The sequence below is a fragment of the Labrys sp. F242 genome (assembly GCF_057813875.1).
The window spans coordinates 188920-210699 of sequence record NZ_JBVASG010000006.1 but is presented as its reverse complement, the minus strand read 5'-3'; the positions used below and the strand labels follow the sequence as shown (position 1 = coordinate 210699).

Annotated in this window: 18 protein-coding genes; 15 read left to right on the top strand and 3 right to left on the bottom strand. The window is 62.3% G+C overall.

Going from position 1 to position 21780, the window contains the following annotated elements; translation table 11 throughout:
• Positions 1 to 136: 136 nt before the first annotated feature.
• Together ACZYTC_RS29270 and ACZYTC_RS29265 are read right to left on the bottom strand one after the other, a co-directional pair.
• Positions 137 to 400, bottom strand: coding sequence for a hypothetical protein (locus tag ACZYTC_RS29270; RefSeq protein WP_434959941.1), 264 nt, complete (start codon positions 398 to 400; stop codon positions 137 to 139).
• Between the two features lie 104 nt (positions 401 to 504).
• The gene (locus ACZYTC_RS29265; RefSeq protein WP_434959940.1) at positions 505 to 1281 is read right to left on the bottom strand and encodes a LuxR C-terminal-related transcriptional regulator; all 777 of its coding nucleotides are present in this window, start codon (positions 1279 to 1281) and stop codon (positions 505 to 507) included.
• 585 nt (positions 1282 to 1866) lie between these two features.
• Between ACZYTC_RS29265 and ACZYTC_RS29260 the strand changes: the two genes are divergently transcribed.
• The 11 genes from ACZYTC_RS29260 to ACZYTC_RS29210 all read left to right on the top strand — a co-directional run bounded on the left by ACZYTC_RS29260 (position 1867) and on the right by ACZYTC_RS29210 (position 14843).
• Positions 1867 to 2619, top strand: a complete 753-nt coding sequence (locus ACZYTC_RS29260) for a DUF899 family protein (RefSeq protein ID WP_434959939.1) — start codon at positions 1867 to 1869, stop codon at positions 2617 to 2619.
• Positions 2620 to 2846: 227 nt separating this feature from the next.
• The gene (locus ACZYTC_RS29255; RefSeq protein ID WP_441771584.1) at positions 2847 to 4037 is read left to right on the top strand and encodes an aminotransferase class V-fold PLP-dependent enzyme; all 1191 of its coding nucleotides are present in this window, start codon (positions 2847 to 2849) and stop codon (positions 4035 to 4037) included.
• A 190-nt stretch (positions 4038 to 4227) separates the two neighbouring features.
• A complete protein-coding gene (locus ACZYTC_RS29250; RefSeq protein ID WP_441771583.1) occupies positions 4228 to 5193 on the top strand; it encodes an HpcH/HpaI aldolase/citrate lyase family protein in 966 nt (321 codons plus the stop codon).
• Positions 5194 to 5206: 13 nt separating this feature from the next.
• Positions 5207 to 6391, top strand: coding sequence for a malate--CoA ligase subunit beta (locus tag ACZYTC_RS29245; protein WP_434959936.1), 1185 nt, complete (start codon positions 5207 to 5209; stop codon positions 6389 to 6391).
• 12 nt (positions 6392 to 6403) lie between these two features.
• On the top strand, positions 6404 to 7300 hold the full coding sequence (gene sucD / locus ACZYTC_RS29240) for a succinate--CoA ligase subunit alpha (protein WP_434959935.1): 897 nt from the start codon (positions 6404 to 6406) through the stop codon (positions 7298 to 7300).
• Positions 7301 to 7592: 292 nt separating this feature from the next.
• Entirely contained in the window at positions 7593 to 8564 is a 972-nt protein-coding gene (locus ACZYTC_RS29235; RefSeq protein WP_441771582.1) for a 2-hydroxyacid dehydrogenase, read from the top strand.
• Positions 8565 to 8784: 220 nt separating this feature from the next.
• On the top strand, positions 8785 to 9951 hold the full coding sequence (locus ACZYTC_RS29230; protein ID WP_434959933.1) for an aminotransferase class V-fold PLP-dependent enzyme: 1167 nt from the start codon (positions 8785 to 8787) through the stop codon (positions 9949 to 9951).
• A gap of 62 nt (positions 9952 to 10013) precedes the next feature.
• Positions 10014 to 10466 carry a cupin domain-containing protein gene (locus tag ACZYTC_RS29225; RefSeq protein WP_441771580.1) on the top strand — a complete coding sequence of 151 codons (453 nt, stop codon included), beginning with the start codon at positions 10014 to 10016 and terminating at the stop codon, positions 10464 to 10466.
• Positions 10467 to 10545: 79 nt separating this feature from the next.
• Complete coding sequence (locus tag ACZYTC_RS29220; RefSeq protein WP_434959931.1) at positions 10546 to 11373, top strand: alpha/beta hydrolase; 828 nt, start codon at positions 10546 to 10548, stop codon at positions 11371 to 11373.
• 472 nt (positions 11374 to 11845) lie between these two features.
• Positions 11846 to 12490, top strand: coding sequence for a LuxR C-terminal-related transcriptional regulator (locus tag ACZYTC_RS29215; protein ID WP_434961309.1), 645 nt, complete (start codon positions 11846 to 11848; stop codon positions 12488 to 12490).
• Positions 12491 to 13226: 736 nt separating this feature from the next.
• Entirely contained in the window at positions 13227 to 14843 is a 1617-nt protein-coding gene (locus tag ACZYTC_RS29210; RefSeq protein ID WP_488991194.1) for a GMC family oxidoreductase, read from the top strand.
• A gap of 27 nt (positions 14844 to 14870) precedes the next feature.
• Here ACZYTC_RS29210 and pdxR read toward each other — a convergent pair whose 3' ends face one another.
• A complete protein-coding gene (gene pdxR, locus ACZYTC_RS29205; RefSeq protein ID WP_488991193.1) occupies positions 14871 to 16364 on the bottom strand; it encodes a MocR-like pyridoxine biosynthesis transcription factor PdxR in 1494 nt (497 codons plus the stop codon).
• 375 nt (positions 16365 to 16739) lie between these two features.
• On the opposite strand from pdxR, the gene ACZYTC_RS29200 reads away from it, so the two are divergent.
• The 4 genes from ACZYTC_RS29200 to ACZYTC_RS29185 all read left to right on the top strand — a co-directional run bounded on the left by ACZYTC_RS29200 (position 16740) and on the right by ACZYTC_RS29185 (position 21775).
• The gene (locus tag ACZYTC_RS29200; protein ID WP_434959928.1) at positions 16740 to 17843 is read left to right on the top strand and encodes a mandelate racemase/muconate lactonizing enzyme family protein; all 1104 of its coding nucleotides are present in this window, start codon (positions 16740 to 16742) and stop codon (positions 17841 to 17843) included.
• Positions 17840 to 19321, top strand: coding sequence for an aldehyde dehydrogenase family protein (locus ACZYTC_RS29195; protein WP_488991192.1), 1482 nt, complete (start codon positions 17840 to 17842; stop codon positions 19319 to 19321). The genes ACZYTC_RS29200 and ACZYTC_RS29195 overlap by 4 nt, the downstream gene beginning before the upstream one ends.
• Positions 19322 to 19541: 220 nt before the next feature.
• Entirely contained in the window at positions 19542 to 20621 is a 1080-nt protein-coding gene (locus ACZYTC_RS29190; RefSeq protein ID WP_488991191.1) for an extracellular solute-binding protein, read from the top strand.
• 77 nt (positions 20622 to 20698) lie between these two features.
• Positions 20699 to 21775: an ABC transporter ATP-binding protein gene (locus ACZYTC_RS29185; RefSeq protein ID WP_434959925.1), complete on the top strand. Its 1077-nt coding sequence runs from the start codon at positions 20699 to 20701 to the stop codon at positions 21773 to 21775.
• Positions 21776 to 21780: the final 5 nt, after the last annotated feature.

Below are 21780 nucleotides of genomic sequence, written 5' to 3'. Positions count from 1 at the left end.
CGAGTCCCCTTGTTATCGGCGACAAATGCAACGCATGACTTGTCGGTGCATACAGGAGGTCCGGGACAGAAGTCTCAGGCCGATCCCCGGCGCGCCCGTCGCCAATGTGCTTGTGGGAGCTGCCGCGTCCTTCGCTCTATCGCGAGGCAGGCGGCCATTGCCGCCCGATGGCTGCCAGGCCGGAGATCAGAGCGTCGAGATTCTTGCCTCCGCCGGCGATCTTCTGATCGGATTTGTAACAGGTGTATTCGACCCGCTCGTCTTCGAAGACGTCGATCTCCAGGCGGTTTTCCTCGATCGTCACCGTCAGGGTGACGGAATCAGAACCCAGACGATCCATCATGAACCAGAGGCGATGCCGCTCCAGTGTTCGCAGCAATGAATAGAGCTTGTGGGGCATGGGCGCTTCTGGCCTGTGTGGCGGGGGGTAATCGCTGGGGCAGACCCGCTGCATCCGGCTTTCCATCCCGGGCAATGGCGAATGAACAGTACGGGATGAGCCGGCTAGCGAGCTTGATCGGCGGTCGCAGGCGCTTCCATGAACGCATGGGGCCGAGCAGGTGGGAACTGGAGATCATTCGTTCTCGCCACGACTTCGGCGCGGCTGCGCGCCTTCAGCCTGCGCAGGATGTTGCGGACGTGTACTCTCACGGTGAATTCGCTCATCTGCAGCTCGTGGGCGATGTCCTTGTTGGACGAGCCCTTGCGCAATTCGTGGATGATTTCGAGTTGCCTCGGCGTCACTAGCGCCTGCCAAGATTGCTCCTGCACCTCAGGATCACGTGTACCGGCTTTCCTTCGACCCGCTTCCAGAAGAGGAGTGAACAATCCCCCTCGACGGACGAGGCGGACGGCAAAGATGACGTTGTCGATCGTCGATTCGGAGGGGACGACACCCTTTGCGCCCTGCTTGAGAAGAGCGATCAGCATGGCCTGGGTGGTGACGTCGGCGAGCACGAGAATGCGGGCTGCAGGTGCCGTCTCCAATATTGCTCCGATGTCTCGGCCGATCGCGGTGATGCTGAGTGGATGCTCCGAGGCAATCAAGAGAATATCGGTGGCACGAACGGCAGCTGCCGCCCAGGCCTCGACATCCTTGAAGCCTTCCGCCGCAAGGGCTGTTTCCGACCCCACGAGGCAGCGCATCAGAGCCGTGCGGTTGAGGCCGCAGCCGCCGATCAGATCAATAGAGATCGGAGGTATGTTGGTGTGTGTTCGAGCAGATGCTCGTCCGGTGACACCATATGAATAGAAGGTGCGTTCAGCCTGCAGGGCTTGCAAGCAACGTCCTTCATCCACGCGAACCCCGATTAGAATCTCTGTCGGCGATAAGGTCATGCGGGCCTTGAAACCATCTTGGTGCTTCCTCCGGCAAATCAGTCCGAAAGTGCGGCTCGCCCCCCAAGCCAAATCATCTCATTCGAGGATTGCGCTCCCTCCGTCATCTCATCAAATTTATGCCAGCTTCTTTTACTGAATGTTTCTGTCGCTCCTATACGTTGGTATTATAGCGGTCTGCGAGATCTGAGCTCTGGGGAGCTTGCAATGGCCGGCGCCGCCTTCATCGTCGATCTTCTGGTCGGCTCGTTCCAGGGATGCGTAGCCTCGTCTGTGGCGACGAGAATATCGGTATCATCATGCCGTAATGGGACGGGCGGCCAAGAAATCGCCTTGCGGTGGGCAGTGCCATCAGCGCGGCGAATGTCTCTCAATATCCAATTCCAGCAGATCATGGTGCGCTGACACATCAGGTGCGGATCGTGGACAGGCGAGCGTATCGAAATCCCGTCACACTTGTAACTCGCGGCGTTTCGAAATCCGGCGCTAGCCTTGTCGCCATCGACGCAATCAGCGAAGGCGAGAACGATGATCAACGACAGCACCGGAGATCGGCTCGGAGCCCCCGAAATAGTCGATCGCGATATATTCCAGGCAAAGCTGGAGGCGTTGCAGGTCCGGGAAAAGGCCCATACCAGGGAGGGGGACGCCATTGCCGCTGCCCGCCGACGGCTGCCCATGGTCAAGATGGATGGCGCACTCCCTCTCATCGGCGACCAGGGGACAGTGACCTTGCTGGATGCCTTCGAGGGGCGCCGCATGCTCATCGCCTATTACTTCATGTGGCATACCGGCCACCCCGCGCCGGAGCAATGCGAAGGCTGTACCTGGGTCACATCGCAAATCCGCGAACTGTCCTATGTGCATTCGCGCGATGTCACTTATGCCACCTTCTGCCAGGGCCCCTATGCAGAAAGCGCCCGTTACCGGGACTTCATGGGCTGGCAAATGCCCTGGTATTCGGCGCCTCGCACCTCGCTCGATGCGCTCCTGGTCGGGCGCCGGCTAGGCCTGATGTATATCGGCTGTTATCTGCGGCAGGGATCGGATGTCTTCGAGACCTATTGGACGACGCGGCGAGGCGTCGAGGCGATGGACAACAATTACCGGCTGCTCGACCTGACTGTCTACGGGCGGCAGGAGGCATGGGAGGATTCGCCGGCCGGATGGCCGCGCCGCCTCGAAGGGGTTGAAAGGGTACGTGTCGATGGACGCCCTACGGCCCAATGGTCCCGTCTCAAGGCCGGCCATTCAGACGATCTGGGATCCGCAGGGCACTGAGGCGCGCCCTCTCGCTGGTTTGGCAAAACCCCTTTGGGGCGGTTCGGGTAGGATTCCGCCTATCCTATGGGGCGCCCGAGGCTCTGAAAGTGTAGGGGGCGTCCAACGCCCTCAGGCTCATGAATCTATCCCGACAGGTGTTGTGGGCAGGACCCCCCTCAACCGATCATCACCCTCGAAAGCAATCGGCAGGCTCAGGACCCGCCGCACATTTCGGGAGGATTTAGATGGCCGGCTTCACCCAGCTTTTCGTTCCAGGACCGACCAATGTCCCGGAAATCGTCCGCCAGGCGATGAACATGCCGATGGAGGACATGCGCGCCCCGGACTACCCGGCCTTCACCCGCGGCCTGTTCACCGACCTGATGAAGGTGTTCCGCAACGAGACCGGCCGCGTCTTCATTTTCCCCTCTTCAGGCACGGGTGCCTGGGAATCGGCGATTACCAACACGCTGAGCCCCGGTGACCGCGTGTTGATGTCGCGCTTCGGCCAGTTCTCGCATCTGTGGGTGGATATGGCCGAACGCTTCGGGCTCGACGTCGACGTGGTCGATGTCGAATGGGGCACAGGCTGTCCGGTGGAGATCTATGCCGAGCGGCTTCTCCAGGACAAGGAACACCGCATCAAGGCTGTTTTCGTCACCCACAATGAAACCGCCACCGGTGTGACCAGCGATGTCGCCGGCGTGCGCGCCGCGCTTAACGCCGCCAGGCATCCGGCCCTGCTCTTTGTCGACGGCGTCTCCTCGATCGGTTCGATCGATTTTCGCCAGGAGGAATGGGGCGTCGATTGTGCCGTCTCGGGTTCGCAGAAGGGCTTCATGCTGCCGCCGGGCCTCGGCTTTCTGTCGGTCAGCCAGAAGGCGCTCGCAGCGGCCAAGGCAGCCGGGCACAAGCGCTGCTATTTCTCTTTCGAGGACCAGATCCGTGCCAATGACACCGGCTATTTCCCCTACACGCCGGCCGTGCAGCTGCTGCGCGGGCTTCGCGCCGCTCTCGATCTTCTCCAGGAGGAAGGCCTCGACAATGTCTTCGAGCGTCATAACCGACTGGCCACCGGCGTGCGCAAGGCGGTAGAGGCCTGGGGGCTGAAGCTCTGCGCCAAGGAAGCCAAATGGAACTCCGATACGGTGAGCGCGGTGCTAGTGCCCGAAGGGATCGACAGTGCCGAGATCGTGCGGCGGGCTCATTATGGCTACCAGACTTCCCTGGGCGTCGGCCTCAACAAGGTTGCCGGCAAAGTGTTTCGGATCGGGCATCTCGGCTGGGTCAACGACGTGATGATGTGCGGTGCGATCTCGGCGGCCGAAATGGCATTGCGCGATTGCGGCGTGAAGGTCCAGCCCGGTTCCGGTGTCGGCGCGGCCCTCGAGCATTATCGCCTGTCGGCTCAGCCCAGCCTGGCCAAGGCGGCCTGAGGCCCAACCTTACCCTCCTCTTGATGGGGAGGGTCGACACGCAGTCTCGGGGTGGGGTGACCCTTTCGCAGGAATTGGTCGCTCCTCTCGTCAGGACCTGAGTTCGTTCACCCCACCCCGGCCTTTCAGGCCGACCCTCCCCATCGAGGGGAGGGTAAAGGGGCCGCCGCCATCCCAAGGGACACCCATCATGAGCCATACCATCCATCACCTGCGAAAACTGCGCCTGCAGCGCAGCGAACTCGCGGTACCGGGTTCCAATCCGGAGATGATCCGCAAGGCCGCCGATGGCGGGGCGGACTATATCTTCCTCGATATCGAGGACGCAGTTGCACCGCCCGATAAGGAACGGGCGCGCAAGAATATCATCGAGGCGCTCAACGAGATCGACTGGCGCGCGCGCGGCAAGACCATCTCGGTACGCATCAACGGGCTCGATACCCATTACATGTATCGCGACGTCGTCGACGTGATGGAGCAGGCGGGCGACCGGCTCGACACCATCCTGGTGCCCAAGGTCGGCGTGCCCGCCGATCTCTACATGGTCGAGGCCATGGTCAACCAGATCGAGACGGCCAAGGGCTTCAAGACCCGTGTTGGCCTGGAGGGCTTGATCGAAACGGCGCTCGGCATGGCCAATGTCGAGGCGATCGCCGCTTATGGCGGAAGGCTCGAGGCGCTGCATTTCGGGGTGGCCGACTATGCTGCGAGCTGCAAGGCGCGAACGGTCTCGATCGGTGGCCTCAACCCGGATTACCCCGGTGACCAGTGGCATGCGGCCCTGTCGCGCATGACGGTGGCCTGCCGCGCCTATGGCCTGCGCGCCATCGATGGTCCGTTCGGCGATTTCTCCGATCCGGAAGCCTATGTCGCGGCGGCCAGGCGCGCTGCAGCACTCGGCATCGAGGGCAAGTGGGCGATCCACCCCACGCAAATCGCGCTCGCCAATGAGGTGTTCTCGCCGCCCGAAAAGGAAGTGAACCGTGCCCGCCGTATCATCGAGATGCTCCGGGAGGCCGAGGAGCAGGGCAAGGGTGCCGCTGCGCTCGACGGCAAGATGATCGATGCCGCGTCCGAACGCATGGCTCGCAATGTCCTGGTCATGCACGAGGCCATCCAACAGTCGACCCAGCCGCGCGCCGGCCTGCCCAACTGACGAGGTTACCGACATGGATATCCATGAATACCAGGCCAAGGAACTGCTCTCACGCTATTCGGTGCAGATCCCGCGCGGCGGTCTTGCCTACAGCCCCGAGCAGGCGACCTATCGCGCCAGCGAGATCGGCGGCGACAAATGGGTGGTCAAGGCCCAGATCCATTCCGGCGCCCGCGGCAAGGCCGGCGGCATCCGCATCTGCAAGTCCGACACCGAGGTGTCTGATGCTGCCGAGGCCATGCTCGGCCGCAAGCTGGTCACCCACCAGACCGGCCCGAAGGGCAAGCTCGTCTCGCGCCTCTATGTCGAGGAAACCGTCGACATCCGCCAGGAACTTTATCTGGGCATCGTGCTCGATCGCAAATCCGAGCGCGTGATGATCGTGGCGTCCGCCTCCGGCGGCATGGAGATCGAGGAAATCGCTGAAAAGCAGCCTGACTCCATCATCCGCGCCATCGTCGACCCTGGGGCGGGCATGCAGCAGTTTCAAGCCCGCGAGATCGCCTTCGGCCTCGGGCTGGAGAACAATTTGATCGGCAAGGCGGTGGATACGCTGCTCGGCTGCTATCGCGTTTTCCGCGACTACGACGCTTCCATGCTGGAGATCAACCCGCTGGTCGTCACCCGCGACGGGCATCTGATCGCCCTCGATGCCAAGATGTCCTTCGACGAGAACGCTTTGTTCCGCCGCGCCGAGATTTCGGAACTGCGCGACAAGTCGCAGGAAGACCCGCGCGAGACCTTCGCCTCCGACCGCGGCCTGTCCTATGTCGGGCTCGACGGCAATATCGGCTGCATCATCAATGGTGCGGGCTTGGCCATGGCGACCATGGACATGATCAAGATCGCGGGCGGCGAGCCGGCGAACTTCCTCGACATTGGCGGCGGCGCCTCGCCCGAGCGTGTCGCCAAGGCGTTCCGCGCCGTGCTTGCCGACAAGAATGTCGAGACCATCCTGGTCAACATCTTCGCCGGCATCAACCGCTGCGACTGGGTGGCCGAGGGTGTGGTGAAGGCGATGCGCGAGGTCGGCGTGAACGTGCCTTTGGTGGTGCGCCTCGCCGGTACCAATGTCGAAGAGGGGCGGCGCATCCTCGCCGAGTCCGGCGAGAAGGTGATCGTGGCCGACACCCTGGCGGAAGCGGCCGAAAAATCGGTCGAGGCGATGCAGGCCTTTTCCAAATCCAAGAAGCATTGAGGGGGAAGCGAAATGGCAGTTCTGTTGAACCGCAAAACGCGTGTCATCGTCCAGGGCTTGACCGGCAAGATCGGCTCCTTCCACGCCCAGGACATGAAGCGCTATGGCACCAATGTCGTCGGCGGCGTCACCCCCGGCAAGGGCGGGCAGGACCATCACGGCATTCCGGTGTTCAACACGGTCAAGGGCGCCGTGCGGGAGACGGGCGCGGAGGCCTCGATCGTGTTCGTGCCGCCGCCCTTTGCTGCCGATTCCATCATGGAAGCCGCCGATGCCGGCCTGAAGTTCTGCGTCTGCATCACCGACGGCATTCCCTCCCAGGACATGATGCGGGTGAAGCGCTATATGCGCCGCTTCCGCTATGAGGACCGCATGCGTCTGATCGGCCCGAACTGTGCCGGCGTGATCACGCCCGGCCAGGCACTGATGGGCATCATGCCCGGCAATATCTATCTGCCGGGTCGCGTGGGCATCGTCGGCCGCTCGGGCACGCTCGGCTACGAGGCGGCCTCGCAGATGAAGGCTCTGGGCATCGGCGTTTCCACCAGCGTGGGCATCGGCGGCGATCCCATCAACGGTTCGTCCTTCAAGGATATCCTGAAGTTGTTCGAGGAAGATCCGGATACCGACGCCGTGGTGATGATCGGCGAGATCGGCGGACCGCAGGAAGCGGAAGCCGCCGAATGGGCCAAGCATCATATGCGCAAGCCGCTGATCGCCTATATCGCCGGCCTGTCGGCGCCCAAGGGCAAGCGCATGGGCCATGCCGGCGCCATCATCTCCGCCTTCGGCGAGTCGGCCCAGGAAAAGGTCGAGATCCTGCGCGAGGCCGGTGTCGCGATCGTGCCGACGCCGGCAGCCTTTGGACCAGTCGTGGCAAGCGTGCTGGAGAACAGGAAAGCGGCCTGAACAGGTTCCAGAGCGCTTTGCGATGAGGCGGGATCGCCAAGAATCGCAAAGGCGCGTCGGAACGAGAAGCTGGAGCAAACAAGCGGTCAGACATGAACGCGCTTTGCTCCTGGGGACGCGTGGCCGTGGCCGTCTCGGCGACCGCGCGTGCCCCGGTGCCATCTTGTTTCGATTGCGGGCCGCTTCGAGGCCGTCATGGCGAGCAGGGTGAGGTCTGATTATACTTTGCTGGCTTATTAATTGCTCTGGGCCGCCCATCCTCGTCGAATCGAGGGTGTCGTAAGGGGGAAGCGTGATGAAACCTCGGATACTCGTGACGCGGCGTTGGCCCGCCTCGGTCGAACGGATTCTGGCCGATAGGTTCGACACGACGTTCAATCGGGACGACACGCCGCTGAGCCCATCGCAATTGAGCGATGCGCTTGGCCAGTTCGATGCCGTGCTGCCCACGGTCAGCGACAGGCTGCCCGCTTCGGTCTTTCCCGAGGTGGACGTGCGCACCAGGCTCCTGGCCAATTTCGGAGTCGGCTTCAGCCATATCGACATCGACGTGGCGCGCGCCCGCGGCGTGACCGTGACCAATACGCCGGGCGTGCTCACCGACTGCACCGCCGACATCGCCCTCAGCCTGCTGCTCGCCGTGGCGCGCCGGGCCGGGGAGGGGGAGCGCCAATTGCGCGCCGGCCAATGGACGGGCTGGTGCCCTACCCACATGATCGGCGCCAAGGTGAGCGGCAAGACGATCGGCATCATCGGTATGGGCCGGATCGGCAAGGCAGCGGCCAGGCGCGCCCATTTCGGTTTCGACATGAAGGTCGTCTTCTACAACCGCTCGAAAGTCGACGACGAGGCTGTCAGCGCCATGGGCGCACGGCAGCTGGCAAGCGTCGAGGAGGTGCTGGCCGAGGCGGATTTCGTCTCCCTGCATTGCCCCGGCGGCGCCGAGAACCGGCATCTCATCAATGCGGCCCGGTTGCGGGCGATGAAGCCGAGCGCCTTCCTGATCAACACCGCGCGCGGCGACGTCGTCGACCAGCAGGCCCTGGTCGACGCGCTCGAAAGCGGGACGATCGCGGGCGCGGGCCTCGACGTCTATGACGGCGAACCGGCCGTTCCTGCCGCGCTGATGCGCCTGGAAAATGTAGTTCTGCTGCCGCATCTGGGCAGCGCCACGGAGGAAACCCGGGTCGCGATGGGCATGCGGGCAGTCGACAATCTCACCGCCTTTTTCGATGGCAGGGCGGTACTCGACAAGGTTGCCTGAAGCAGGGAGTTTTAGGAAAAGCGCGGCCTGCGGTTTGACGAACGGCATTGGTATTCCCGGCTCTCGCGAGCCGGGAATTTTCGTTTTGGCCTGATTGATCGCAGCAAGCGATCGATGTCCCCGAAGAACCGCCGATTCCTTCGTTCGAGCATGCTTGGCGGCTGGCCCAATTGCTGTAGTGTCTCGCCATCCGGATGCACATTGCGCCAAAAGGAAATGGATGATGACTGCCCTGCTGCCGACCGTGGACCCCGATGGTCTCCTCGAATATTCGGTCGTGTTCACCGATCGCGCGCTCAACCACATGTCGCAGGTCTTCCAGGGTGTGATGCGGGACATCTCGCAAACATTGCGCCGGGTCTACAACACGGAAGAAGGTGGGGGCGTGGCCCTGGTGCCCGGTGGTGGCACCTATGCGATGGAGGCGGTCGCGCGCCAGCTCGCCCACGGCAAGAAGGTGCTGGTCATCCGCAATGGCTGGTTCTCCTATCGCTGGACGCAGATATTCGATATGGGCGCCATCCCTGCCGAGAGCATCGTGCTGAAGGCGCGGCAGACGCAATCGGAATCTGGGGCACGCCAGCAACCCTTCCAGCCCGTGCCGATCGAGGAGGCCGTGGCCGTCATCGAGGCCGAGCGTCCGAATCTCGTCTTCGCGCCGCATGTGGAAACCGCCTCCGGCATCATGCTTCCCGACGGGTACATGAAGGCAATTGCTGACGCGGCTCACAAGGTCGGGGCGCTTTTTGTCCTCGATTGCATCGCTTCTGGCTGTGTCTGGGTCGATATGAAAGCGGTCGGCGTCGACGTGCTGATCTCGGCGCCACAGAAGGGGTGGAGCGCTTCTCCCTGCAGCGGCATCGTCATGCTGAGCGAAGCCGCCAAAGCCGAGGTGAAGGCCAGCACCAGCTCTTCCTTCGCCTGCGACCTCAAGAAGTGGCTGGAGATCATGGAAGCCTATGAGAAGGGTGGCCATGCCTACCATGCCACCTTGCCGACCGATGCTCTGCGCGGCTTCCGCGACACTGTGCTGGAAACCGAGGCGAGAGGCTTCGAAAAGGTGAAGGCGGCCCAGCTCGAACTCGGCGCTCGGGTGCGGCAGCTCTTCGCCCAACGCGGTTTTGCCAGTGTTGCCGCGTCGGGTTTCGGGGCACCTGGCGTCGTCGTCTGCTACACCGACGATCCTGGCATCAAGTCCGGTGCCAAGTTCGTTGCCGTCGGCGTGCAGGCGGCAGCCGGGGTACCGCTGATGTGCGATGAGCCCGCTGACTTCCAGACCTTCCGTATCGGCCTTTTCGGCCTCGACAAGCTCGCTGATATCGACCGCACGGTGGGCAATCTCGAACGGGCTCTGGGCGAGGTCGTGGGCACGGCGAACGTGCGGTAGTTGCAAAGCCGAGCAGCGCAAGCTTTTCCTGCAAACAATGAGACAAGAGGGGAGGGATCGTCATGACGATGGAATTGGATGGCGGCATCACGCCGCACGGCGAGGGGTATGAGCAGGTCGAATGGAACATTCTTGGCCAGCGGTATTTTCCGAAGGCCGATTGCGGGTCGGCCTTCGCCTTCGAGACGAATTCCGAACCCGGCCAATTCGTGCCGGTCCATGTCCACCCGACACAGGAGGAATTCATCTTTCTGCTGGAAGGCCAACTGGAGCTGAAACTCGACGGAAAATGGCTGACGGCGAAATCCGGCGACCTGGTGCGCCTGCCCCGCGGCATCCCGCATGGCTATTTCAACAAGTCGGACCAGCCCGCTCGAGCGCTTTTCTGGGTGTCTCCTGCCGGCCGGCTGCGTGACCTGTTCAAGACTTTGCACAACATGTCCGATGTCGAAGCGGTCATACGCGCTTCCGCTGAACACGACGTCGACTTCCTGCCTCCAGAGGCCAACGACTGAGCGTTGGCCATTCCGGAAAGCAGGAGCGGGGTGTCGCAAGTGCCCGCTGTCCGGGTGCGGGCCTGAAAGCGAGAGAGAGATGCAATACCGGGTGGTCGACTGGACCTGGGCCTACGACAACGCCGCGAACATCCCCAAGAGCGAAGCGTGGCCGAACGCCTGGGTGGAGCCAGCCCGGGTGGCTCGCGACGCGCTGGTTGCTGACGACCGTGCACGGCTGGAGCTCACCTATGGCAGCGATCTCCGCCAACGCCTCGACCTGTTCTATCCGAAAGGGAGCCCGGCGGGCCTGGTCGTCTTCGTCCATGGCGGATTTTGGATGGCACTCGACAAGAGCTTCTGGTCGCATCTTGCAGGGGGACCGCTGGCGCACGGATATGCGGTGGCGATACCCAGCTACCCGCTTGCTCCGAATGTGCGCATCTCCGACATTACGAGGTTTATCGGTCAGGCCATCGGCGCTGCCGCCAGCATCGTCCCCGGACCGATCCGTCTGGTCGGTCATTCCGCCGGCGGCCAACTGGTGACGCGCATGATCAGCCAGACGACGCCCCTCCCGGACGAGTTGCATGGCCGGATCGCTGGGACGCTCTCTGTATCCGGCCTGCACGATCTTCGGCCGCTGATGAATATCGCGCGCAATGCGACGCTGAAGATCGACATGACCGAGGCGAAAAGCGAGAGCCCGGCCTTGCTCGAGCCATTGCCCGGAAGCCGGCTGATCTGCTGGGCCGGTGCGCGGGAAACGTCCGAATTCCTCCGGCAGAACGCGCTGCTCGGCAATATCTGGCGGGGACTCGGCGTCGAGACGGATGTCGTCGAAGAACCGGACCGCCACCATTTCAACATCCTGGATGGGTTGGCGGACCCCGACCACGCGATGACACGCGCCCTGTTTTCCCTATGAAACGCGCGGCCCGGCCTGCAGTTGCGCACCCAGGCGCCGAAGCGACGCGTGGCGGCAAGGCCGAAGAAAGACCGATCGGATGCAACGCGATGCAATCAGATCCGGGGGATGAATTCCGTCCTTGACCGACCGGCGGTCGCGAAAACGATACGACGCCCTCGGAGCGGATTTTTTGTCTAAGGACAAACTATGTTGCGATTTGCGGACAAAGATTGGTTCATTGCGGACAACCAATGGGGGAATGAAACGGCTCCGGCACCCTGAAATCGAAGAATGAACTGGAATGAAAAAATGTTTCACTGTATGAATATGAGAGGCGGAAGGAACTGGATCGTCGTCGTGGCTTGAAACGCCCCGAAACACAGAAGGCCCAAAACAGAAGACGTCGGATCAGAGGTGGCGCGCGCCGCAAATCGGGGGGCATATGAACGCCGAGGGGAAACGCCAGCGTCAGGGCATCGAGGTCGATAGGATGCGGGGAGCTCCGGAAGGCCTGTTCAGGGTGCTGATCGCCGAGCGCAACCCACTGGTGGTGGCTGCCCTCGGCGACATGATCAAGAATGATGTGCGCTTCGAGCTGGTCGGCAGCATGCAGTCCGGTGAGGCTTTTCTCGCGGCTGCGGCCGAGCCAAAATTCGACGTGGCCGTCCTTGGCTGGAAGCTCTCCGACATGAACGGCGCCGAGGTGCTGGAAGAACTGCGTCAGCGCAGCTTGCATGTGCGTGTCGTCATGTTCTCGAACGACCACGACGTCGCCATTCTCAAGCAATGCGTGCGCCTGGGTGTGCAAGGCTATTGCTATCAGTTCGACGATCCCGCCATCTTGTTCGACACGCTGGTGGCGGTCGCCCATGGCCGGATCTGCATCCCTTATCTGGACGTGTCGAAGATCAATGACACGCCACTCTCGCGCCTGACGACCCGCGAGCGCGAACTGCTTGCCGTGCTGGCGGATGGCTGGACCAATCTGCAGATCGCCGCACGCACGGGGATCTCGGAAAACACGGTCAAATATCACCTCAAAAATCTCTACGACAAGCTCGAGGTGCGCAATCGCGCCATGGCGGTCGCGCTCTACGCCACCGAGAAGAGCAGAGGGCCGCAAGCCAATTCCTGAAGCGAGGGCGGCGCTTGGCTCGCTGGGGTCCCAGTTCCGCATGCTCGACTGCGATCGCAAGGGCTCGCGTCATCGGCCTGTCATGCCGGCAGGGCAGAAGGCCGCCCGTGTGAGGAGAGCGACGTAATGACCATCGAACTTTGGCCCTTTCTGGTTCTACCCCTTGCCGGGCTCGTGGCGGGGGCGGGCATTGTTCGCTTCGTCATGGGGCCGGAATGGATCGAATGCCTGCGCGAACGCCGCTAAGGGGTTTTGCTCAAGGGCCATCGCGGCCTCGCAGAGCCATTATTTGCTTCTGTCCAGTTCAGCTGTGCTGTTGAAGCCCGGGCTGTGCATCACATCGAGAATGGACGATCGAAACATCCATCGTGGCTCGCTGTCGATCTCGCCCAAAGGAGCCCGCAAGATCGCGCGGGCATCCGGATGAGGGCGGTCCAAGGCCTTCGATGAAGAGGCGCTGCCCAGTCAGCTATCGCATTTCCATGCGTCCCCTCGGGAGCTTGCACGTCGGGGCCTCCTTCGCTCGCGCGCATGAAAGAAGCCGCGGCAATGGCTCTACCCTATTGTGGCAATGGCTCCTGCCCCGCCCGGTGACACCATGTAAAAACCCGCTCGTGAGGTCTTGAGCAAAGCACGTTCACAACTGAACGCTTGTTTGCTCTAACTCTTTGTTTCGACGCGTCTTTGCGATTCTGGGTGATTCCGTCTAATCGCAAGACGCTCTGGGAGACGGTGCGTGGCGGATTTCGATTTCATTGTTGTCGGGGCAGGATCTGCCGGTTGCCTGCTTGCCAATCGTCTGACCGCCACGGGTGAATTCAGCGTGTTGCTCCTGGAGGCTGGCGGACGCGATCAACGGTTCATGATCCGCATGCCGATCGGCTATGGCCACAGCTTCTACAATCCGAAGGTGAACTGGAAGTTCGAGACCGGGCCGCAGGAAGCCCTGGCGGGACGCACGAGCTATTGGCCGCGCGGAAAGGTTCTGGGCGGCTCGTCTTCCATCAACGCCATGGTCTATGTCCGCGGCCAGCGAAACGATTTCGAGGATTGGAAAAGCTCCGGCAATCCCGGATGGGGCTGGGACGATGTCCTGCCCCATTTCAAATCGATCGAGACGTTCGAACGGGGAGGCGATGCCTGGCGCGGTGGATCGGGCGAACTTGATGTCACGGACATGACGCCATCCGTGCACCCGCTTTGCCAGGATTGGCTTCAGGCCGCGGAGCAGGCCGGCTTTGCCCGGACACCGGACTATAACGGCCTGAACCAGGAAGGTGTCTCGGTCTACCAGATCACCACCAGGAAGGGCTTTCGTGCGTCATCCGCAACGGCATTCCTGCATCCGGTTGCCAGGCGCTCCAATCTGAAGATCGTCACCGGCGCCTTTGCCACCCGCATCCTGTTCGACGGCCTGCAGGCGAGCGGGGTCGAATATCAGTGCGACGGACAAAAGCATGCCGTTCGGGCCCGGCGCGAGATCATCCTGGCGGCCGGCGCGGTGCACTCGCCCATCCTGCTGCAGCATTCGGGGGTCGGCCCTGGGGACCTGCTCAGGAAATTCGACAAGGCTGTCGTGAAGGACATCGCCGCGGTCGGGCAGAACCTGCAGGATCACCTCGGCATCGACTATCTCTATCGCTCGCGCAAGCCAACGCTCAATTCCCTGCTGCGTCCGTGGTGGGGCAGGGCGATGCTCGGCGCACGCTACCTTCTGTTTCGCGACGGACCGCTATCGCTCAGCGTCAACCAGGCTGGCGGTTTCGTCAAATCCAGGCCAGATGCCAGGCGGGTGGACATGCAGCTCTACTTTTCGCCAGTCAGCTACAGCAAGCCGACGCCAGGCGTGCGGCGATTGACCCTGCCTGATCCGTTTCCCGGCTTCTTCATCGGGGTCCAGCCCTGCAGGCCCGAGAGCCGTGGCTCCATTGCCATCGGGTCGCCCGACCCAATGGCTGCGCCTGTCATCGAGCCGAACTATCTGTCGACGGCCGGCGATATCGAGGAGATGCTGGCAGGCGTGCGCCTCATCCGGACGATTGCCGAACAGCCCGCCATGCGCGCCGTCATCCTCGATGAGATGAAGCCTGGCCCGAACATCCGCAACGAAGCTGATCTGGTCGCGGATATTCGCGCCCGCTCAGGCAGCGTCTTTCACGCCTCCTGCACCTGCCGCATGGGGCCGGACGACGGAACCAATGTCGTGGACGATCGCTTGCGTGTGCATGGGTTGCAGGGGCTGCGTGTGGTCGACGCTTCCATTTTCCCGAATGTCACCTCGGGCAATATCAATGCGCCGACCATGATGGTGGCCGAAAAGGCGGCGGGAATGATTCTCCGGGACAATGGCTAAGGCATCTTCCCGGGAACTTAAAAATGCTCAGGGGCGCTGCTTTGCCAGGACGCCGGCGAGCGTCTCCACGCCCTTGCGAATGGTGCGCTCGTCGATGGCGCTCACGCCGAGCACCAGCCCGCGATGGATATGCGCCTGGTCGAGGCAGAACCGGCTGATGGGGGAGACCTGGAGACCGGCTGCGTCTGCGTCCGCCGCGACAGTCTCGTCATTCATGAACGGGGCTGCAAAGCGACCGACCGCGTGAAATCCGGCAACCGAGCGGTTCGTGTGCAACAGCCCCCCGAGATATCCTTCGGCCGCTTCGTGGAAGACGGCATGGCGAGCGGCATAGATCTCCCGCATGCGGCGCAAATGGGTGGCAAAATGGCCTTCGTCGATGAAGGCGGCCAGAACCGCCTGGATGCTCGATGGCACGCCTTGCAGGAACGCGCCGCAGATGCGCTGGAAGATCGGCACCAACGGTTTGGGCACGATGTAGAAGCCCAGACGCAATGCCGGAAACATCGTCTTGGAAAACGTCCCGACATAGATGACGCGTTCGCCGGTATCGCCGCTTTTCAGGGTGGGGAGGGGGCGGCCATCGTAGCGAAACTCCCCATCATAATCGTCTTCGATGATCCAGGCATTGTTCTGGTTGGCTGCCGCCAGCAATTGCGCTCGCCGTGCGAGGCTCATCTCCGCCCCCGTGGGATGCTGGTGCGACGGGGTGACAAAGGCAAGACGGAAGTCGGGCGCCAGAGTGAGCCCCGCCTCCACGGAGAGCCCTTCCTGGTCGACGGGAACGGGCACGATCGAGGCGCCGCAGGCAACCAGGCTGTTGCGGGCGCCGATGGCGCCGGGATTTTCGAACCAGACACGGTCGCCCGGATTGAGAAGGACGCGGCCGATCAGATCGAAGGCCTGCTGGGCGCCGTTGACGATGAAGATCTGGTCGACGTCACAGGAAAGGCCGCGATTGGCGCGGAGGTGCTCGGCAATCGCCAGACGCAGGCGCGGATGGCCGTTGGCGTCGGAATAACCCATCACCTCTTCGCGGGGCTCGCGCCAATGCTTGGCAGTCAGGCGGGCCCAGACCGCCATCGGAAATGCCGCATAATCCGGCAGGCCTGTCACAAAGGCGCGGATGTGATGCGGATGGGACAGTCTCTGGAAGAAGCGCGGCGAGGCATCGGCAATGATGTCGGCGAGCTTGGCGGAGACGGGGCCAGGAGAATGCACCACCAGGGCCTGTTCCGGCTTTCTGGTTTCGGCAAGCTCCGAAACATAGGAGCCCGACCCAGTTCGCGAAACGATCAGCCCCTCCGAGGTCAGGCGTTCGAACACCGTCATCGCGGTGGTGCGCGAGATCCCCAACTCCCTTGCCAGCGTGCGGCTCGACGGCAGTCGCTTGCCGGCGGGCAGATGGCTCGCCGCAATCAGCTGGCGTATCGCATGATAGACTTGGGTGGTGATGGATTTGTCCAGAGAACGGTCGACGGCGATCGAAAACAGCAATTCGCCCGAAGACCGCTTGACCATTGACCATGTTTCCCGACGGTTGGAGCGCAAGGCCGCGGCACACCGCGACAAATGCCGGCAGCCGCGCTCGCTTTTTCTTACGGCTTCCTAGAGCAAAACGCGTTCAAGCGTGAACGCTTGTTTGCTCTAACTCTTTGTTTCCAAGCCAATCTAAAGGATTGGCTAGAGCGTCTTTGCGATTCGAGGTGATTCCGCCTAATCGCAAAACGCTTAAGCACAGGCTCCAGCGGTTTCGCTTCGGCCCCGGTGAACATTTGGTTCACCGATCCGCCATAACCGGCTTTCAGGTTTTTCGAAAGTGGACCTTATGACCCACGGACCGGTTTGATAGGTCAGTCTCGATCGCATTGGCTGGCATTTTCAGGAAGAGCGGACTTGAAGATCAAACGCATCGAGACATTCTCCACCCAATATGTCGGCTTCGTCCGCATCACGGCCGAGGACGGAACCCAAGGGCTCGGCCAGGTTTCGACCTATCATTCCGACATCACCTCGACCGTATTGCACCGACAGGTTGCTCCCTATGTGCTCGGCGTCGACTTCGACGATATCGATGCGCTGACCGACAGGGTGATCGAGCGCGAGCACAAATTTCCTGGCTCCTACATGAAGCGGGCCCTTGGCGGATTGGACACTGCGATCTGGGACCTGCGCGGAAAGGCGGCCGGATTGCCCGTCGTCAGCCTGCTCGGTGGGACACCGGGGAAATTGCGTGCCTATGCCTCCTCGATGAAACGCGACATCACCCCGGCCGCGGAAGCCGAACGTTTCAAGCGCCTGCGGGACCAATTCGGCTTCGACGCCTTCAAGTTCCGCATCGCCGCCGAATATGGCCATGACGTCGACGAATGGCCGGGACGTACCGAGGAGATCGTTCCGACCATCCGCAAGGCGCTCGGCGACAAGGTGTCCCTGCTGGTCGACGCCAACAGCGGCTTCTCGCCCAAGCGGGCGATCGAAGTCGGGTCCCTGCTCAGGGACAATGGCATCGAGCATTTCGAGGAACCCTGCCTCTATTGGGAGCTCGAGCAGACCAAGGAAGTCACTGACGCGCTCGACATCGCCGTGACCGGCGGCGAGCAGGATTGCGAGATCCCGACCTGGCGGCACATGATCGAGATGCGGGCCGTCGATGTCGTGCAACCCGATATCCTCTATCTCGGCGGCATCAGCCGCACCCTGCGCGTCTGCGCCATGGCGAGAGCCGCAGGATTGCCGGTGACGCCCCATAGCGCCAATCTCGGGCTGGTGACGCTGTTCACCATGCATTTGCTGCGTGCCATCGAGGGGGCGGGCAAATATCTGGAGTTTTCGATCGAGGGGCCGGACTACTATCCCTGGCAGGAAGGACTTTTCGTCAAATCGCCCTATGCGGTCGAGGATGGCATGGTCACGGTTTCGAACGAACCGGGCTGGGGCGTGGAAATCGATCCCGAATGGCTTGCCCGATCGAGCTACCAGGTCAGCGAGGTGGCATGATGACCAACGCATTCGCAACTGTTGCGGCGGAACTCGAACCGCTGCCGTCCCAGCACTTCGTTCATGGCGGTTGGCGCCAGTCGGCCTCCGGACAGGCGATAGAGACCTTCGATCCCGGCCGAGCGGAGCCGCATGCGCGATTTGCTGCCGGAACGGCCGAGGACGTCGCCGAAGCGGTTTCCTCCGCCAGGCAGGCCCAGCATGGCGAATGGGGCAGGGCGACGCCGGCCGAGCGCGGGCGTGTGCTGATGCGTGCGGCAGAGCTGATCCGCGAGAACATCGAGCGCCTGGCTGTTGCCGAAGTGCTGGACAGCGGCAAGACCCTCGCCGAAGCCCGCGGCGACGTGCGCGGCTCCGCGCGGGCCTTCGAATATTATGCCGGCGCCGCCGACAAGCATGAGGGCAAGGCCTATCCGCTCGGGCCGAACTACACCTCCTATTCGATCGAGGAGCCGGTCGGCGTCACCGCGCATATCGTGCCCTGGAACTACCCGCTGTCGACCACCTGCCGCTCGATCGCGCCGGCCCTGGCCGCTGGCTGCACCGCCGTGGTGAAGCCGGCGGAACAGACGCCGATGACGGCGCTGCTGCTGGCCGAGATCCTGGTCCTGGCTGGACTGCCCGATGGGGCCTGCAACGTCGTGACCGGCACCGGCATCGCGGCTGGCGCCCCGCTGGTTTCGCATCCTGATATCAGGCACGTCACCTTTACCGGCTCGACCGTCACTGGCATTAATGTGATGAAGGCGGCAGCCCAGAACATCGCCTCCGTCACGCTCGAGCTCGGTGGCAAGTCGCCCAATATCGTCCTGGCCGACGCCGATATCGATCTGGCGCTCGACAATGTCGTCGGCGCGATCTTCGAGAATGCCGGGCAGATCTGCTCGGCCGGTTCACGGCTGGTCATCGAGCGCTCGATCCATGCCCAGTTCATCGAAAGGCTCGTCGAACGCGCCCGTCGCCTCAGGATCGGCCACGGCCTGACCGAGGGGGTCGATTTCGGCGCGATCAATTCGGCCGAGCATCTGGGCAAGGTGGCCTCCTATGTCGAGGGAGCCAAGGCAAGAGGGCTCGAGATCGTCACCGGCGGCAAGGTGACCGTGGATCCGGCGACCGGCAAGGGCTGGTTCTTCGAGCCGACCATCGTGGACGGCGCAGACTGGGACGATCCCATCGTCCAGGAGGAGATCTTCGGGCCGGTGCTGGCTGTGCAGATCGTCGATGGCGTCGAGCAGGCCATCGCAGCGGCCAATTGTACCCAATATGCACTGGTTGCCGGCCTGTTTACCCGCGATCTGGCCAAGGCGCATCGCATCGCCCGCGATGTCGATGCCGGCCAGGTGTTCGTCAACGAGTATTTCGCAGGCGGCATCGAAACGCCTTTCGGCGGCAACCGCCGATCGGGTATCGGCCGGGAAAAAGGCCTGCTTGCGCTCTCCGCCTATACCAGGACCAAGACGGTGACGCTTCGGATCTGATCGCCATGGCATTTTCCGACTGTTCAGATCGGAAAATGCGTCTGTTTCCTTGGGATTTTGACCGGAATTCGAGCCGTATCGATCGAATTCCGTTCTAAGCCGGCAAGCGGCCTCATCATTGATCGAGAGTGGACCTTATGTGCCGCAACCAAGCCTTTCATAGTCTTGCCGGGAGGCAGGCTGACGGGTCGATCGGCCGCTGACAAATCTGGAGGGAGTTGTGATCTTGAAGAAACTTATCGCCGCGCTTGTCGGCGCCACCGCCGCCATGGTCGTTTCGAACATTGCCAGCGCCGAAACCCTTCGAATTCTGACATGGGGCGGCTATGCGCCCGACAATGTCATCCAGCTGTTCGAGAAGGAATATCCCGACATTGATGTCGAGGTGACGCTTTCCAACAATGAGGAAATCATCGCCAAGCTGCGCGCGACCGGCGGGGCCGGTTTCGACCTTGCCCAGCCGAGCCATGATCGCATCTTTGCGGCGCAGCAGGAATACAACATCTACAAGCCTCTCGATCTGTCGAAGATCGATACCGCCGCCATGCAGGACAATCTGCTCGAAGCGGTGAAGACCAACGCCACGATCGACGGCAAGGTCTATGCCGTTCCCCATCAATGGGGCACTTCCGGCCTGGTGGTCGACGCCTCGAAAGCTGCTGGCATCAAGGGCTGGGGCGACCTCTGCGATCCGCAGTACAAGGGGCGGACGTCGATGCGGCTGAGGCGCACGATCCTGCTCGGCATGGCCTTTTCACTCGGCAAGGATCCGTTCGCGCTCTATGGCGACAAGGCCGCCTACCAGAAGATGCTGGATGAGGTGACCGAGAAGATGATCGCCTGCAAGAGCAATGTGAAGACCTACTGGAATGGTGGCGACGATCTGTCGACGCTGTTGCTGTCGGGCGAGGTGGTTGCGTCGGAAGCCTGGGATTCGACCGCCTTCAAGCTCTACGGCCAGAACAAGAACCTGGACTATGTGCCGCCGCAGACTGGGGCCCTGGCCTGGATCGACACCTTTGCCATTCCGCGCAAGGGCAAGGCTGATGAAGCCGCCTATAAGTGGATCAACTTCGTCCTGCGTCCCGACATCGTCAAGCTGATGTCGGACTCGACAGGCGCGATCTCGGCGGTCAAGGGCGGTGTCGATCTCCTGCCGGATGACAAGAAGGCAGCCGTGAAGGTGGCCTTTGACGACAAGGCGCTGGCCAATCTCAAGTTCTTCGCCAATATCCCGGCGGGGCTCGAGGATCTGGAAGGCAAGGCGCTGGAACGCATCAAGGCGGCCGCCTCCAACTGAGACGCACCCACAATGAAGAGGTCCGCATGGGCTAGTGCCCTGCGGACCGGCAATTCAGCCCAAACCGACGAGCTTCCATGCACGATCTTGAATGCGAGAGCCTGACCAAGAAGTTCGGCCGGTATGTTGCGGTCAACGATGTTTCGTTCGAGGTGCCCCGCGGCTCGTTCTTTTCGATCCTGGGGCCGTCCGGCTGCGGCAAGACCACGCTCATGCGCATGATCGCCGGGTTCGAAGCGCCGTCAAATGGCGACATTCGCATCAAGGGCAAGTCGGTTCTCTCGGCGCCGCCGAACAGGCGCAGCGTCAAGATGGTCTTCCAGCATCTGGCCTTGTTCCCGATGATGAATGTCGGCGAAAACATTGCCTATGGCCTGCGCTGCCGCGGCGAGAACAAGGCCGACATCGCGCGCAAGGTGGGGTCGGTGCTGGAGCGCATCGGCCTGCCGGGTGTAGCCGAAAAGCAGGTCTCGCAATTGTCCGGCGGCCAGAAGCAGCGCATCGCCATCGCGCGCTGCATGGTGCTGGAACCCGATGTCCTGCTGCTCGACGAGCCGCTCGGCGCGCTCGACCTCAAGCTGCGCGAACGGATGAAGATCGAACTGAAGCAGTTGCAAAACCAGTTCAACACCACCTTCCTCTACATCACGCACGACCAGTCCGAAGCCCTGGTGATGTCCGACAACGTGGCCGTGATGAATGCCGGCCGCTTCGAGCAGATTGGTTCGCCGCAAGAGCTCTACAACAATCCAAAAACGGGTTTCGTTGCAGGCTTCGTCGGCGATGCCAATCGCTGGCCCGGCCGAGTGACGGCCTTCAGCAATGGCCAGGCCCGTGTCGAGCTCGACGATGGCGGCGAGGTCATCGCCATGGCGCGAGACGACAAGGTGGCTGCCGGCGCGAAGGTCGAGGTCTTCGTTCGTCCCGAGACCATCGCCCTGGGCGAATCTCGGGATGGCAACCGGCTCCCTGGCACGGTCGACAGCCTGTTGTTCAACGGCGCCAACAGCCGCGTGCTGGTGCGGCTGGCGGGAGGCAGCCTGGTTGAAGTCGGCCATGCCGTCATGGACGGTTCCTCACCGGTCAAGCCCGGCGACAAGGCCGACATTTCCTGGCGGAGAGATCACTGCCTCTGCTTCAGCCAGGCGGGGTAGACGTG